Here is a 12,958-nt window from a genome sequence, read left to right on the forward strand (position 1 = left end):
ATAAAACTTGACCTTTTATGCACTATAAATTACTTTGCTTACTTATGTTATTCTTAATATTTAGTTGCGAAACTAAAAACGAACTGTCCTTTGAAGCTTTATCAATTTCAAAAAAAGCCTGTGAAGATTGTTCTCTTGTTTCAATTGATGTTCCAAAGGCTATGGGAAACACAAAATTAGCCACCTCTATAAACACCGCTATACAGGAGGAAATTATTTCATGGTTAAGTTTTAACGAGACCGGTAGGGCAAACAATATCCATGAAGGCATAAATGCATTTCTTCAAGATTATAATGAATTAAAAAATAAATACCCTGAAGAATCCATGCCATGGGAGGCGACCATTGACGGCGATATTGTTTTTGAAAATGAACAGATTTTAACCATACAATTAAAATCCTATCTGTTTACGGGAGGAGCACACGGTTTAAGTACTATTAGATTTTTAAATTTTGATAAGTCTGCCAAAAAGGAACTCGATAGAGAAGAATTATTTAAATCTGAAGTACAATTTACCTCCTATGCCGAGAACTTGTTTAAAAAACAAGAAAACATACCTGCAGAAGCGGACATTAACAGTACTGGTTTCATGTTTGAAACGGAAACCTATTACTTGCCAGAAAATATTGGGTATACCGATGATGGACTTTTACTTTATTATGAGCCATATGAAATTGCATCTTATGCAGATGGGGCCATTACACTATTAATTCCTTTTCAAGAAATTAATTCCTATTTAAAACTCCCGGTTATTTATTAACCTATGTGCCTCATTAATAATGTAATGGTATTGGCATGCAACCCTTCATGAAACAAGTTAAAACCAATAGCGTCCTCTACGTTTTTCAAAGTAACATTTGCACTGGTAGTATATTCGTTATAGTTCTTAAAAAGTTGGGTTTCATAATCTTCTTTTATCCATTCTATGCTAGAAATCAAAAAATCTGCGACCATCATAATTTCTTCATCCGTAGCCGTACCGTCTGGCACTGTGCCCTTCATAAACTTTTTTACTAAATCTGTAGGTACGCGCATTTGAAGCCCACTAAACTTATAACATAGAACTTGTTGGGTTACTACGGTATGTGCAATATTCCAAAAAATATTGTTGTTGAACCCCTCTGGTATTGCCAAGAGTTTTTCTTTAGGGGTATTCGTTAAAATAGTATATAAATTTTTACGGTTTTGAAGCGTGATTTCCAGTAAATTCCCAATCATTATTTCTTGTTTAATAAGATGTAAAAATAGTACAATTAAAGGGAAATAAGTTTCTTTGCATTTGTAAAGCATATTGATAATCTAGAATTTCATTTCTCCAAATACTAAAGAAATGAAAACCAACTTTTTAATTCAACATGAAAAAAATATATCATCTAAGCACTTGTTCCACTTGTCAGCGAATCATAAAAGAGCTACAACCCCTTACCAATTTTGAGTTGCAGGATATAAAATCAACTCCTATTACACAGAAACAACTTGAACACATGCACTCCCTATCCAATAGCTATGAAGCATTGTTCAGCAAAAGGGCCATATTATATAGGGAACGGAATTTAAAAGAACAGAATCTTACAGAAGATGATTTTAAAAATTTGATCTTAGAACAATATACCTTCTTAAAAAGACCTGTAATTATAAACGAGGACCAAATATTTATTGGTAATAGTAAAAAAGTGGTAGAAGCCGCAAAAAAGGCAATACACCATTGAACAAAAGACTACTAGCAATACTTGCAGCTGTAGGAGCTACTACAATTTACGGCATTAATCATACCATAGCCAAAGGCATAATGCCCCATTATGTGCAACCATTTGGTTTTATTATTTTAAGGGTACTGGGCGCAGCCATCCTATTTTGGGCCATCTCTTTCCTTGGACCCAAGGAACGTATAGATCCAAAAGATTATCTGAGAATGCTTATCTGTGCCCTGTTGGGCATGGCACTAAATATGTTGGTCTTTTTTAAAGGCCTGTCTTTATCTACCCCGATCAACAGTGCGGTATTAATAACCACTACGCCGATCATTGTTTTAATCTTATCTGCGGTCATATTAAAGGAAAAGATAACGGGCAGAAAAATCTTTGGTATAAGCATTGGATTAATAGGCGCATTAGGACTTATTCTCTTTGGAACGGAAATACGCATGGATGCCCCAAATATACCTCTGGGGAACTTTTTGATCTTTATGAACTCTATGTTCTATGGTTCTTATTTAGTTGTTGTTAAGGCACTTATAACCAAATATCACCCGTTTACCTTTATGAAATGGCTTTTTAGCCTAGGTGTTCTAATATGCCTACCATTTGGTTATGAGGAATTTATGGAAATATCTTGGTCTACACTACCGCTAGCTGCCTATGGCAGTATTGCATTCGTTATATTGGGCACCACATTTTGCACTTACCTATTTAATATTTTTGCCTTATCACAATTAAAGGCTTCTACACTTAGTGCATTTGTATATGTACAACCGTTAGTGGGCATTGCCTTTGCCATTATAACTGGGCAAGATCACCTTACCCTAATTAAAATCATTGCAGCCTGTCTTGTTCTTATTGGTGTTTATCTGGCAAGTAGAAAACCTAAAGTACCAAGGAACATAGTAGGCAGAGGAAATAATTAAGCTAGTTTAGTTTAAATGGGACTTTCTTGAGTTTTCCAAATGAACTGTAATGGCCTCTACAGCCATATGTTCATCTCTTTGGTGCATGGCAGAGACTAAGTTTAAATGCTCCTGCATTACCATATTCAAAGGTCTAGAAATACCTACAAGGTCCATGAGCGAAGTAGTCTTTGCGGTTTTGAAAAGATTGTACAACATACTATTGCCACAATTTTTAGCTATATACTCATGAAAATAACAATCTATCTTATGAAATACATATAAACTTTGCGGTCCTTTTTCAAAGGGCACCAAAAGATGTCTTAACCCATCTATTTTAGATTGTGGGGCATTCTTGGTAAAAAGTTTTACCGTCATGGTCTCAATAGCCATTCTACAATCGAACAAATCTGAAATTTCAATTTCACTCAATTCCCTAACGGTAAGACCACTTTCCGGTTCACCAACCAATAATGATTCTTCTCGCAATTGTAACAAAACAACAGGAATAGTGCCGTCATTTATGTTCAATGTATGAGTTAATCGTTGGTCGGTTATTAACTGTCCGGGAGATAGCTTTTTGGTAACGATCAATTTTTTTACTTTCCCGTAGGTGTCTTGAAAAATGTCTTCTGGGAGGTTGGTCATAAAGTAAATATACTAAAATAGAATTATCAAATTCTCGTTAATGCTATATAAATCAATTGATTGCATGATTTTTTTTAAATTCGTCCTTATAATTAACTTACAAACCTTTGTTAGGCTTACGTGCAAATTTTCTTGAATCTTCCTTGGTCAGAACTTTAAAATTTGCCCCTTTTTCAACGCCACTGAACGTTTTCAGTAAATCATTGGTCAAGCCGGTTAACTTTCTGGTTTTTAAATCCATCCATGCGCCCATCATTTCACAACGGGCTACATTTTCTCCTTTGTGATTATAGAAATTATGTTCAAATGCAAAAAACTTGGCATCTTCGCTCATCCCTACAATTTCCAGAGATACCTTGATCGGTTTACCAGGAAAAACCTCTTTAAAGTAATAGATATGTTCATAGAATACCACCGGGCCTATTTCATGTGTTGCCATGGCTCTGTGATCAAAACCCAATTCCATTAAAAATGCCATTCGGGTATGGCTCATAAAATTTATATATGCCGAATTTGCCAAATGCCGGTTGGCATCAACATCACTCCACCTAACTTCAAAATCTTTCAAGTACATTTTAATAATTTTTGCTATGCATGCATAATACTCCCTAAAAATAACATAGTTTTGAATCGTATGGAATAAAGAACCCAATTTTTTATACTTATTTTTAATTCTAGTTAAAAAATCAATTATTATGTCGAACAAACCTGCTTTCATTAAAGACCTAGCACTACCTGTGGTTGCCGCACCCATGTTTCTAATTTCTGGACCTCAACTGGTCATAGAATGTTGTAAAAATGGTATAGTCGGTACTTTTCCTGCACTAAACCAACGCACCAGCGAAGGTTTTGAGGAATGGCTGGTAGAAATTAAAACTGCCTTGAAGAAACATGAAGCAGATACAGGTGAGAAACCTGCACCGTTCGGCGTAAACTTAATTGTTCATCCTACCAATCCTAGATTAGAAGCTGATATTAAACTATGCGTAAAACATCAAGTACCATTAATCATTACTTCCTTAGGTGCAGTATCGCAAGTAGTAGATGCCATTCATAGCTATGGCGGACTCGTATTTCACGATATAATTAAAAAAAGACATGCGGAAAAGGCGGCCGAAGCCGGTGTGGACGGATTAATACTTGTTGCTGCAGGAGCAGGTGGCCATGCAGGTACTATAAACCCAATGCCATTGGTGGCAGAAATTAAAAAATTCTTTCACAAGACCATTTTACTTTCAGGGTGTATAAGTACGGGTAGGGATATTGCCTCAGCACTTCAAATGGGTGCCGACCTAGCATATATGGGTACCCGCTTTATCAATACGAACGAAAGTAAGGCTTCCCCTGAGTACAGAAATATGATCATTGATGCAGGTGCAAGTGACGTAGTCTATACCGCAGCTATTTCTGGGGTTCATGCCAACTTCCTTGGCGCCAGTCTTAAAGCGGCAGGTATTACCGAAGAGGATTTAAAAAAAGACGTAAAAATAGATTTTGGGAAAGAACTGGATACCGAGGCCAAAGCTTGGAAAACCATTTGGTCTGCAGGTCAAGGCTCGGCACTTATTAAAGATACCGTACCTGTATCCACATTGGTTACAACACTAAAAACGGAATTTAAAGAGGCTATTGAAGAACAAATAAAAGTCTTGGAAACCTTCCCTAAATAAATACGGATACAAGTTCAAAATTTCAATGCCTTTACTAAATTCATCTTACCATCCTTCTTTGTTTTTTAAGAACGGACACCTTTCTACCATCTATGCAGGTTTAATTAGAAAGGTAAATGATGTTGAGCAAATACGCATTCGTATTACCTTACCAGATTCAGATTTTTTAGATATAGATTGGAGCTACGCTTCATCCCCATCCAAAAAATTGGTCATAGTTATTCATGGATTGGAAGGGAGCGCTAAAAGAGCATACATAAAAGGTAGTGCCAAAACTCTTACCGAAGGTGGTTACGATGTTTGCGCTATTAATTTAAGAGGGTGTAGTGGTGATGCCAATAAACTATACAAATCATACCATTCTGGTGCTACAGATGATCTGCAAGCGGTCATAGCCTATATCTTACAGCTAAATGAATATGATAGTCTGTATCTTCACGGGTTTAGCCTTGGCGGCAACCTGTTGTTAAAATATTTAGGGGAAAAAAGAAATTTACCCCCGGAAATAAAAGGGGCGGTGGCCATATCTGTACCTTGTCAATTAGCAGATTCACTCTATCAATTATTACAATCTAAAAATGCACTTTACGCAAGAAGATTTAAAGGAAACTTATTAAAAAAACTAAAACAAAAGCAACAGTTGTTTCCTGAACTTATAGCTGACCATGATATTAAAAAAATAAAAACCCTAAAAGATTTTGATGATATCTATACCAGTAAAGCACACGGCTTTAAAGATGCCATGGATTATTATACACAGAGCAGCAGCCTACAATTTTTACAAGATATAAAAGTACCTACCCTTATTATCAATGCACTAAACGATTCTTTTTTAGGTCCTGAGTGTTACCCAGTAGACATAGCAAAAAGTCACAAATACGTATTTCTAGAATTGCCTAAATACGGTGGCCATGTTGGTTTTCATGGAGCAAATAACCAAACCTATACCGAAAGACGGACTCTTGAATTTATTAAGGGAATTTCTTAAAGATTCAATCCCAGACCATTCAATAATTAATAAATTTTTCTAAAATTGTTATCCGTCTAAAATTATTCCTTTTTTCTATAATTACATGATGATTAAAGGGTGCAGTGACCGTTAAAAATTCATATATTAGCCCTTTAATTGAGAGACAACTTTTAAAATATAGAAAACGTATGCGCAAATTATTAACCTTATTAGCTCTTAGCACAATGATTATTAGCTGTGGTGAGAAAAAGGAAGAGAAGAAAGAAGGTTTTGAAATGAACAGAACCAAGAAAGAAGCTAAAACTGAAACGGCTAGTGAAGGTGTACCCGTAGATTTAGACAATAAAGGGGTTGGCCCAATAACTAGCGTTACTTTTGACGATACCGTAAATGAAGAAATGGCAGCTGCGGGTAAAGAAAAATTCCAGGCAATATGTACTGCTTGCCATATGGCAGAACAGCGTATGATAGGACCTGCTTTAAAAGGTGTTTATGAAAGAAGAAGTCCAGAATGGGTTATGAACATGATCATTAACCCTGACAAAATGCTAAAGGAAGATCCTATTGCCAAAGCATTGCTTAAAGAATACAACAATGCCATTATGCTGAATCAAAACTTAAACGAGGAAGAGGCGCGTAACCTAGCAGAGTACCTACGTACCTTGTAATATCCTTTAAAATTCTAAGTAAACCCTTTCAATTAATTGAAAGGGTTTTTTGTTTCTCATAGTTATGAAATACACAACAAGTCTCTTCTGTAATGAATGGACATACCTTTACGACCAATAATTCCTAATTGAACGTACATTAAAATGCAAAACGATAAAATAAAAATAGATATAGTTTCTGATGTTGCCTGCCCTTGGTGTTATGTTGGAAAAAAACGACTGGAAAAAGCTATAGAACAATGGAAAGGTCTTCCTATAGAAATTGAATGGCACCCTTTTCAGTTAGATGCCAATATCCCTAAAGAAGGTTTAGATAGAGATACTTACCTTATGAACAAATTCGGTAATTTGGAAGGGCCGTTAGAAATGACCAAACGCTTGGTAGACAATGGTAAGGAGGAAGGAATCACTTTTAACTTTGGACCAGAATGGCGAGCAGTAAATACACTGTCCCTACACCAATTATTACATGTTGCTGGCGAAGAGGGATTTAAAGATGCTTTAAAAGAACGATTCATGAAAGCATATTTTGACGAAAATCTACACTTGAACAAGCCAGAAATTCTTATGGATATTATGAAGGAATTTGGCTGGTCTAAAGAAAAAACAAATGATATCCTAAACGATGATGCTATTGCGTATACAGTAAAACAAGAAATTGCACATTATCAGCAACGTGGCGTAAATAGTGTACCATTTTTTATTATCAATGATACCTATGGAATTAGTGGAGCGCAACCGGCATCTACCTTCTTAGAGGCTTTTGGGCAAGTAGCTCCTTTGACCATTTTAAGTGAAGGTGACCATTGCGACCCCACAACCGGTATTTGCTAATTTTATAAAATTTTAAAACTTATGAAAACTTCATTTTCGAAAATAATAGCGGGAGACAAACCGGTTTTGGTTGATTTTTTTGCCGACTGGTGCGGACCTTGTAAGACGTTGGCCCCAATTCTTAAAGATGTTAAGGACGAATTGGGCGAAGACATTAAAATAGTTAAGATTGATGTAGACAAAAATCAATCTTTAGCTACTACATATCAAGTAAGAGGAGTGCCTACCATGATCTTGTATAAAAATGGCAAACAGGTATGGAGGCAATCTGGTGTTGTTCAAAAAAGAGATTTAATACAAATCATTAAATCACACTAGTAGAATTTTAAACATACCGGACTTGGCAAATCAACTTCACTAACAAAATTCAAGGTGCCTTTTTCAACATTCCTTTTGAAAACCACTATATTGTTACTACGTTGATTTGCCACCAAAACATACGTTCCACTAGGGTCAATGGCAAAATTTCTTGGCCAGTCTCCTTTTACCGGCTCTCTACCTACCAATGTTAATGTGCCGTTAGGCTCATCTATCTTAAAGATTACGATAGTATTTTCGCCCCGGTTAGAACCATAAAGAAATTTACCGTCTGGAGATAGATGAATATCCGCGCAGAAACTCTCCCCTTCAAAACTATCGAATAATGTAGTATACGTCTCTATTTCTTCATAACTACCCCCTTTTTCTTTGAATAAGGTAATTGTAGAATTAAGCTCATTGATAACATATAAGTACACTCCATTATTAGAGGCCGTAAAGTGCCTAGGTCCGGCACCATTTTCCAAAACAAGTTCCTTTTGTGGGCTAGGAATAAATTTATCCTGTTTTTTACTATATTTTTTAATGCGATCCAAACCTAAATCTGCTACGAACAATTCTCCATTTAAAAATTTGGCCATATGGGCATGTGCGATCTTACTGGTATCCTGAACTTTATGATCGATCACTTGGGGAGATGAAAGCGTACCGTTTTCCAATGTTTTATAAATGGTAAAATTGCCACCTGTATAATTTGCCACTGCTACATCATTACCGTTTTCCGATACCCCAACATAACATGGGTTGGCACCAAATGTGGACATCATATCCAATTTGGTCAACATGGTATCCGTTACGTTAAATGCTGTAATAGTGCCACTATCACCGTTATAATCATCCACCTCGCCAACAGCGTACAACGTTTTCTTATCTGGTGCAAATGTTATAAATGATGGGTTATCTATTTGAGCTGCTAAAGTTTGGTCAGTAAGCTTACCGGTGTTCACATCAAAATTAAACCTATATATGCCTTCACTTCCGTTATTTGTATATGTACCTACAAAAAGTACTTCTTCCTTTTTCATTTTTTCCATCTTACAGCTATTTATTGTAATCAATCCTAAAATCCCTAATAAAAATCCGAAACAATATTTCATACACGTTAATTCTTATCTCTATTAAAACAAAACCTAAAGCTTTAGTCAAAATTTATTAAAAATACACAAGAATAGACCAAACATTGAAATAAATTCAGTTTTATGTAACAAAAACAGCATTTTCTCTACATATAAGAAAGATGTAACGATGGGATACGGAGGACAACCAATGAAAGTAATTAAAGCAAATAGAGCGCTGCTTAAAAAAAGTAGAAGCTTAAGGGAACTACGCAAAGATTATCTTGAATACTCAGAAGAAACCAAGTTACATTTTAAGGAACTTACCAATGTTGAACGTAAAGTGGTACGTGATAAAATAAGAGCACAGGCAAAAAAAGACCGAATACAAGAAATAGTCATTTACATCATTTCTTTTGCAATTGTTTTAGGTAGCTTTTATGCGATATACTATTATAACTAGCACCTTTAAAACTCCGGAAGACGGCTATAATCCCCACAATTTAAACGGGTTTTTGGTATCTGGACCCTTCTCCTTAGCTTTTGGATTATCTACCATGACCTTATACGTAGGATCTTCCATAACGTTTACATCAATAATATCATCTGCATTAGCCAACAAGCGTATACAGTCTTTGCTAAGATGACGTAAATGTACCTTCTTACCTACTTTTGCATAACGCTCGGTAATTTTGTTCAATGCCTCTATACCGCTCATATCTGCCACCCTACTTTCCTTAAAGTCAATGATTATTTCACTAGGGTCACCTTGAACATCAAATTTTTCATTGAACAAGGTGGTGGACCCAAAAAACAAAGGTCCGTAAATTTCATAGTGCTTAACACCGTTTTCATCAATATGCTTTCTTGCGCGAATTCTTTTTGCATTTTCCCAAGAATAGGCCAATGCAGATATAATAACACCAAGAAGTACAGCAATGGCGAGGTTATGGGTTATTGCCGTAATCAATGTCACCAAAATCATGACCACAACATCTGAATTTGGCATTTTTCTGAACGTTTTAAAACTTGCCCACTCAAAAGTACCTATTGCCACCATAAACATTAAACCTACCAAAGCGGCCATTGGCAAACGCTCAATAACACTAGAACCGAACATTATGAAAACCAATAACATTACGGCTGCCGTAATTCCCGAAAGTCTGGCCCTTGCCCCTGAAGAGGTATTGATCAAACTTTGCCCGATCATTGCACAACCGCCCATACCGGATAAAAAACCTGATAATATATTGGCCGACCCCTGGGCAACACACTCTCTATTACTATTACCTCTAGTATCTGTAATTTCATCAACAATGTTCAAGGTCAGCAAACTTTCTATTAGCCCTACACCAGCAACAATTGCAGCAAATGGAAATATAATTTTAAAAGATTCAAAAGTTAAGGGTATCTGCGGAATGGATAATGGCGGAAAACCACCTTTTATAGATTCTCCTTCTCTCATGGTATCAGCAACTGTCAATGTATCTATACTGAAACCTATAACAATGGCAGAAACAACCACAATAGCCACTAAAGTTGATGGTACCGCTTTTGTCAACTTGGGCAGACCCCAAATAATTACCATGGTCAAAAGTGTTAGTCCTAACATTATGGCCATATTAACCCCTGTTAACAACTGATCCGTTCCTTTTTGATAAAAATTAGGAAACTGTGCCATAAATATTATAATGGCCAAACCGTTTACAAATCCGAACATTACAGGATGCGGAACCAAACGAATAAATTTCCCCAGCTTTAGAACACCCGCTAAAATCTGTAAAACGCCTGCTACGATTACCGTAGCAAAGACATAATTTAATATGGTCTCTGGCTCTATACCCGGGAAGTTTCTTTTTAATTCCAATATCAACCCAATAAAAACAACCGCTACCGCACCTGTGGCACCAGAAATCATTCCGGGTCTGCCACCAAAGATAGATGTAATCAATGCTAATACAAATGCGGCATATAACCCTGTTAATGGAGAAAAACCGGGAATCAAAGCAAATGCAATGGCTTCGGGAACTAAAGCTAAAGCTACAGTTAAACCGGATAGAATCTCGGTTTTATAATCTACTTTTTGTTTGAAATCGAATAAATTGAAAATCTTCGCCATGAACCTCTATCTTTAAAAGGCGCAAAAATAGCAATATTTACCGGCCCCACCACAATCATATAGATTATTACCATATTATCTGTTTACCAGTCTTTTAACCCTAACAATTTCTCCCCTAACGGTGATAATTTAGCAGTATCGTATTTTGTTTGCTCCCAGTTTCTAGGATCCCCGGGAAATGCATAGCCTTCTGGGGCAATTCTATGTCTCCATGAATTTATCCGCCAATTCCTAAGTGTTTCGTTTTCTGGCTCTGCCGGCATCATTGAAATATACTGCGCAATCCTAACTTTATCCTTTGATGTATTGGGCCTAATACCGTGAGGCTCGGTACTATTAAAAATCAATAAATCGCCCGCCTTCATTTTCACTTTCACAATTTTATCTTCCAATCCATTTAAAGATGGCTGAAAACGGTCACGGTCTTTTGGTTGTGTTAATTTCCAAGAATCATAATTTCTATATAACCAGGGTATGCATTGAAAACCGCCCATATCCTCATCATCTTGGTCTGCCAACGCCAATACGCCCTGTACATTTTGCGGCTTGGTCTCCGGGTCATAATCCCAATGGATAAAACCTTTTTTATTAGACCCTTCTGGTAATGGAAAATTTAGGTTGGCGCGATCTATGGTTACCCATAATTTTTCCGTACCCCAAACATCAACAAAAGCATCGTACACTTTTCTGGTTTGCCTATTATTCCATAAATGTTGATTGTTATATACCTCGACCATACCGGTGCCGGTAAGTTCTTTCATTTGCATTTCTGCACGGGCCGGTGCATACCAGGTCGACTTATCTTTAGGGTCCTTTTCATCAAACTCCCAAATAAAATCTGCCGTGGCTTTTGCCTGCTCTAAATGCACTGCATTTTTAATGACGATGTAGCCATTTTCCATCCAAAAACCCCAATCTTCTTCGCTGAGCACACGAAGTGGTTTGCCATTAGACCGGTCGTTCAATTTTTGTTTACTACTTGTTGCCGTTGATGGGTTGCCAGGTATTTCTTTATGAGCCGTATTACCTTGTTCTACTTTTTCATTTACTTGTTCCATGGTGCATGAATTTAAGTTGATGTATGATATAAAACTACTGAGGATGAACAATTTGGGCTACCGTAATATTGACCTAAATTTGAACAATATTGATTTTACAGCTACTTAGCATTCATTTATTACGCAATTTTGTTACATTTAAGCCATGAAGATTGAATTAGAAACCATTGACCCCGCATCTAAAAGTCCGTTCAGATTATTGCATGACCCCAAGTTGAGCCATTTGTTTTATTGGCATTTTCACCCAGAGTATGAGCTGGTCTATATTGAAGGTGCAAATGGCACTAGGCATGTTGGCGATCATATATCCGAGTACGAAGAAACCGATCTTGTATTGATTGGTTCTAACATTCCCCATCTTAATTTTGATTATGGCGTAAAAACAGAATACCGTGAAGAAGTCCTGCATATAAAACCCAATTTTAAAAGCACTTTTGTAGACCCATTACCTGAACTACAGAGCTTGAACAGGTTATTGGATTTATCTAGATATGGCATTGCTTTTCATGGCGAAACAAAAAAAGTGGTGGGTACCTTATTAAAGGAACTGCATACGCTAAAACCTTTTGAATATTTTATGGCGATCATGGGTATTCTTAAAAGACTATCTCAAAGTAATGAATTTGAACTGCTTCATAAAAAACCATACAAAAATAGATATAGCAAAAAGGAGCAAAGTAGAATACGGGATATTTACGCCTTAATAGATGACCGCTACCAAGGTAAAATATCTGTTGACGAAGTTGCTAAATTTTGCAATTTAACAAAGCCAGCTTTTTGCCGGTATTTTAAAAAAGCTACCGGAAGCACGTTTATAGAATTCTTAAATCAATATAGAATAAGTCAATCTAAGCGTTTATTACTTACCGGAAAAAATGTTAGCGAAACCTGTTTTGAATGCGGATTTGAAAGTTTGTCCTATTTCAACAGAACTTTTAAAAAGGTAACGGGCGAAAATCCATCGGCATTCAAAAAAAGATTACAGCACCATTAAATGAAGTAGTATTCTATTGTA

At 36.3% G+C, this 12,958-nt stretch carries 16 protein-coding genes; 10 read left to right on the forward strand and 6 right to left on the reverse strand.

Features of this window, described 5'->3' with window-relative positions; all coding sequences use genetic code 11:
* Positions 1 to 44 precede the first annotated feature (44 nt).
* Positions 45 to 761, forward strand: coding sequence for a PdaC/SigV domain-containing protein (locus tag ABVM52_RS06570; RefSeq protein WP_405384613.1), 717 nt, complete (start codon positions 45 to 47; stop codon positions 759 to 761).
* On the opposite strand, the gene ABVM52_RS06575 is transcribed toward ABVM52_RS06570, so the two are convergent.
* On the reverse strand, positions 758 to 1,219 hold the full coding sequence (locus ABVM52_RS06575; RefSeq protein WP_405384614.1) for a DinB family protein: 462 nt from the start codon (positions 1,217 to 1,219) through the stop codon (positions 758 to 760). The genes ABVM52_RS06570 and ABVM52_RS06575 overlap by 4 nt on opposite strands.
* Before the next feature lie 137 nt (positions 1,220 to 1,356).
* Here ABVM52_RS06575 and ABVM52_RS06580 point away from each other — a divergent pair, with 137 nt between their 5' ends.
* Both ABVM52_RS06580 and ABVM52_RS06585 read left to right on the forward strand, forming a co-directional pair.
* Entirely contained in the window at positions 1,357 to 1,710 is a 354-nt protein-coding gene (locus tag ABVM52_RS06580) for an arsenate reductase family protein (RefSeq protein ID WP_405384615.1), read from the forward strand.
* Entirely contained in the window at positions 1,707 to 2,624 is a 918-nt protein-coding gene (locus ABVM52_RS06585; RefSeq protein ID WP_405384616.1) for a DMT family transporter, read from the forward strand. Before ABVM52_RS06580 ends, ABVM52_RS06585 begins: the two co-directional genes overlap by 4 nt.
* Positions 2,625 to 2,630: 6 nt before the next feature.
* Here the strand turns inward: ABVM52_RS06585 and ABVM52_RS06590 are convergent, their stop codons facing one another.
* Both ABVM52_RS06590 and ABVM52_RS06595 read right to left on the reverse strand, forming a co-directional pair.
* The gene (locus tag ABVM52_RS06590) at positions 2,631 to 3,251 is read right to left on the reverse strand and encodes a GntR family transcriptional regulator (protein WP_405384617.1); all 621 of its coding nucleotides are present in this window, start codon (positions 3,249 to 3,251) and stop codon (positions 2,631 to 2,633) included.
* Between the two features lie 97 nt (positions 3,252 to 3,348).
* Positions 3,349 to 3,825: an acyl-CoA thioesterase gene (locus tag ABVM52_RS06595; protein ID WP_405384618.1), complete on the reverse strand. Its 477-nt coding sequence runs from the start codon at positions 3,823 to 3,825 to the stop codon at positions 3,349 to 3,351.
* Between the two features lie 121 nt (positions 3,826 to 3,946).
* On the opposite strand from ABVM52_RS06595, the gene ABVM52_RS06600 reads away from it, so the two are divergent.
* The 5 genes from ABVM52_RS06600 (at position 3,947) to trxA (ending at position 7,711) form a co-directional block, all read left to right on the forward strand.
* Positions 3,947 to 4,921, forward strand: coding sequence for an NAD(P)H-dependent flavin oxidoreductase (locus ABVM52_RS06600; protein ID WP_405384619.1), 975 nt, complete (start codon positions 3,947 to 3,949; stop codon positions 4,919 to 4,921).
* Between the two features lie 25 nt (positions 4,922 to 4,946).
* Positions 4,947 to 5,909 carry a YheT family hydrolase gene (locus tag ABVM52_RS06605; protein WP_405384620.1) on the forward strand — a complete coding sequence of 321 codons (963 nt, stop codon included), beginning with the start codon at positions 4,947 to 4,949 and terminating at the stop codon, positions 5,907 to 5,909.
* Between the two features lie 170 nt (positions 5,910 to 6,079).
* On the forward strand, positions 6,080 to 6,559 hold the full coding sequence (locus ABVM52_RS06610; protein ID WP_405384621.1) for a c-type cytochrome: 480 nt from the start codon (positions 6,080 to 6,082) through the stop codon (positions 6,557 to 6,559).
* A 144-nt stretch (positions 6,560 to 6,703) separates the two neighbouring features.
* Positions 6,704 to 7,393, forward strand: coding sequence for a DsbA family protein (locus ABVM52_RS06615; RefSeq protein ID WP_405384622.1), 690 nt, complete (start codon positions 6,704 to 6,706; stop codon positions 7,391 to 7,393).
* A gap of 21 nt (positions 7,394 to 7,414) precedes the next feature.
* Complete coding sequence (trxA, locus tag ABVM52_RS06620) at positions 7,415 to 7,711, forward strand: thioredoxin (RefSeq protein ID WP_405384623.1); 297 nt, start codon at positions 7,415 to 7,417, stop codon at positions 7,709 to 7,711.
* On the opposite strand, the gene ABVM52_RS06625 is transcribed toward trxA, so the two are convergent.
* Positions 7,708 to 8,736: a lactonase family protein gene (locus ABVM52_RS06625; RefSeq protein ID WP_405384624.1), complete on the reverse strand. Its 1,029-nt coding sequence runs from the start codon at positions 8,734 to 8,736 to the stop codon at positions 7,708 to 7,710. The genes trxA and ABVM52_RS06625 overlap by 4 nt on opposite strands.
* Positions 8,737 to 8,977: 241 nt before the next feature.
* Between ABVM52_RS06625 and ABVM52_RS06630 the strand changes: the two genes are divergently transcribed.
* Positions 8,978 to 9,229: a hypothetical protein gene (locus ABVM52_RS06630; RefSeq protein WP_405384625.1), complete on the forward strand. Its 252-nt coding sequence runs from the start codon at positions 8,978 to 8,980 to the stop codon at positions 9,227 to 9,229.
* Between the two features lie 24 nt (positions 9,230 to 9,253).
* Here the strand turns inward: ABVM52_RS06630 and ABVM52_RS06635 are convergent, their stop codons facing one another.
* Positions 9,254 to 10,885, reverse strand: coding sequence for a SulP family inorganic anion transporter (locus ABVM52_RS06635; protein ID WP_405384626.1), 1,632 nt, complete (start codon positions 10,883 to 10,885; stop codon positions 9,254 to 9,256).
* Between the two features lie 83 nt (positions 10,886 to 10,968).
* Positions 10,969 to 11,943, reverse strand: coding sequence for a phytanoyl-CoA dioxygenase family protein (locus ABVM52_RS06640; protein ID WP_405384627.1), 975 nt, complete (start codon positions 11,941 to 11,943; stop codon positions 10,969 to 10,971).
* Between the two features lie 145 nt (positions 11,944 to 12,088).
* Here ABVM52_RS06640 and ABVM52_RS06645 point away from each other — a divergent pair, with 145 nt between their 5' ends.
* Positions 12,089 to 12,937 (forward strand): helix-turn-helix domain-containing protein, encoded by an 849-nt coding sequence (locus ABVM52_RS06645; RefSeq protein ID WP_405384628.1) that lies wholly within the window; start codon positions 12,089 to 12,091, stop codon positions 12,935 to 12,937.
* Positions 12,938 to 12,958: the final 21 nt, after the last annotated feature.

The sequence above is a fragment of the Maribacter sp. LLG6340-A2 genome, assembly GCF_045057105.1.
Classification (GTDB): domain Bacteria; phylum Bacteroidota; class Bacteroidia; order Flavobacteriales; family Flavobacteriaceae; genus Maribacter.

Coding starts and splice junctions, on each gene's coding strand:
- ABVM52_RS06570 (WP_405384613.1), top strand. CDS start 45: ATGTTATTCTTAATATTTAGTTGCGAAACTAAAAACGAACTGTCCTTT.
- ABVM52_RS06575 (WP_405384614.1), bottom strand. CDS start 1,219: ATGATTGGGAATTTACTGGAAATCACGCTTCAAAACCGTAAAAATTTA.
- ABVM52_RS06580 (WP_405384615.1), top strand. CDS start 1,357: ATGAAAAAAATATATCATCTAAGCACTTGTTCCACTTGTCAGCGAATC.
- ABVM52_RS06590 (WP_405384617.1), bottom strand. CDS start 3,251: ATGACCAACCTCCCAGAAGACATTTTTCAAGACACCTACGGGAAAGTA.
- ABVM52_RS06595 (WP_405384618.1), bottom strand. CDS start 3,825: ATGTACTTGAAAGATTTTGAAGTTAGGTGGAGTGATGTTGATGCCAAC.
- ABVM52_RS06600 (WP_405384619.1), top strand. CDS start 3,947: ATGTCGAACAAACCTGCTTTCATTAAAGACCTAGCACTACCTGTGGTT.
- ABVM52_RS06605 (WP_405384620.1), top strand. CDS start 4,947: ATGCCTTTACTAAATTCATCTTACCATCCTTCTTTGTTTTTTAAGAAC.
- ABVM52_RS06610 (WP_405384621.1), top strand. CDS start 6,080: ATGCGCAAATTATTAACCTTATTAGCTCTTAGCACAATGATTATTAGC.
- ABVM52_RS06615 (WP_405384622.1), top strand. CDS start 6,704: ATGCAAAACGATAAAATAAAAATAGATATAGTTTCTGATGTTGCCTGC.
- trxA (WP_405384623.1), top strand. CDS start 7,415: ATGAAAACTTCATTTTCGAAAATAATAGCGGGAGACAAACCGGTTTTG.
- ABVM52_RS06625 (WP_405384624.1), bottom strand. CDS start 8,736: ATGAAAAAGGAAGAAGTACTTTTTGTAGGTACATATACAAATAACGGA.
- ABVM52_RS06630 (WP_405384625.1), top strand. CDS start 8,978: ATGAAAGTAATTAAAGCAAATAGAGCGCTGCTTAAAAAAAGTAGAAGC.
- ABVM52_RS06635 (WP_405384626.1), bottom strand. CDS start 10,885: ATGGCGAAGATTTTCAATTTATTCGATTTCAAACAAAAAGTAGATTAT.
- ABVM52_RS06640 (WP_405384627.1), bottom strand. CDS start 11,943: ATGGAACAAGTAAATGAAAAAGTAGAACAAGGTAATACGGCTCATAAA.
- ABVM52_RS06645 (WP_405384628.1), top strand. CDS start 12,089: ATGAAGATTGAATTAGAAACCATTGACCCCGCATCTAAAAGTCCGTTC.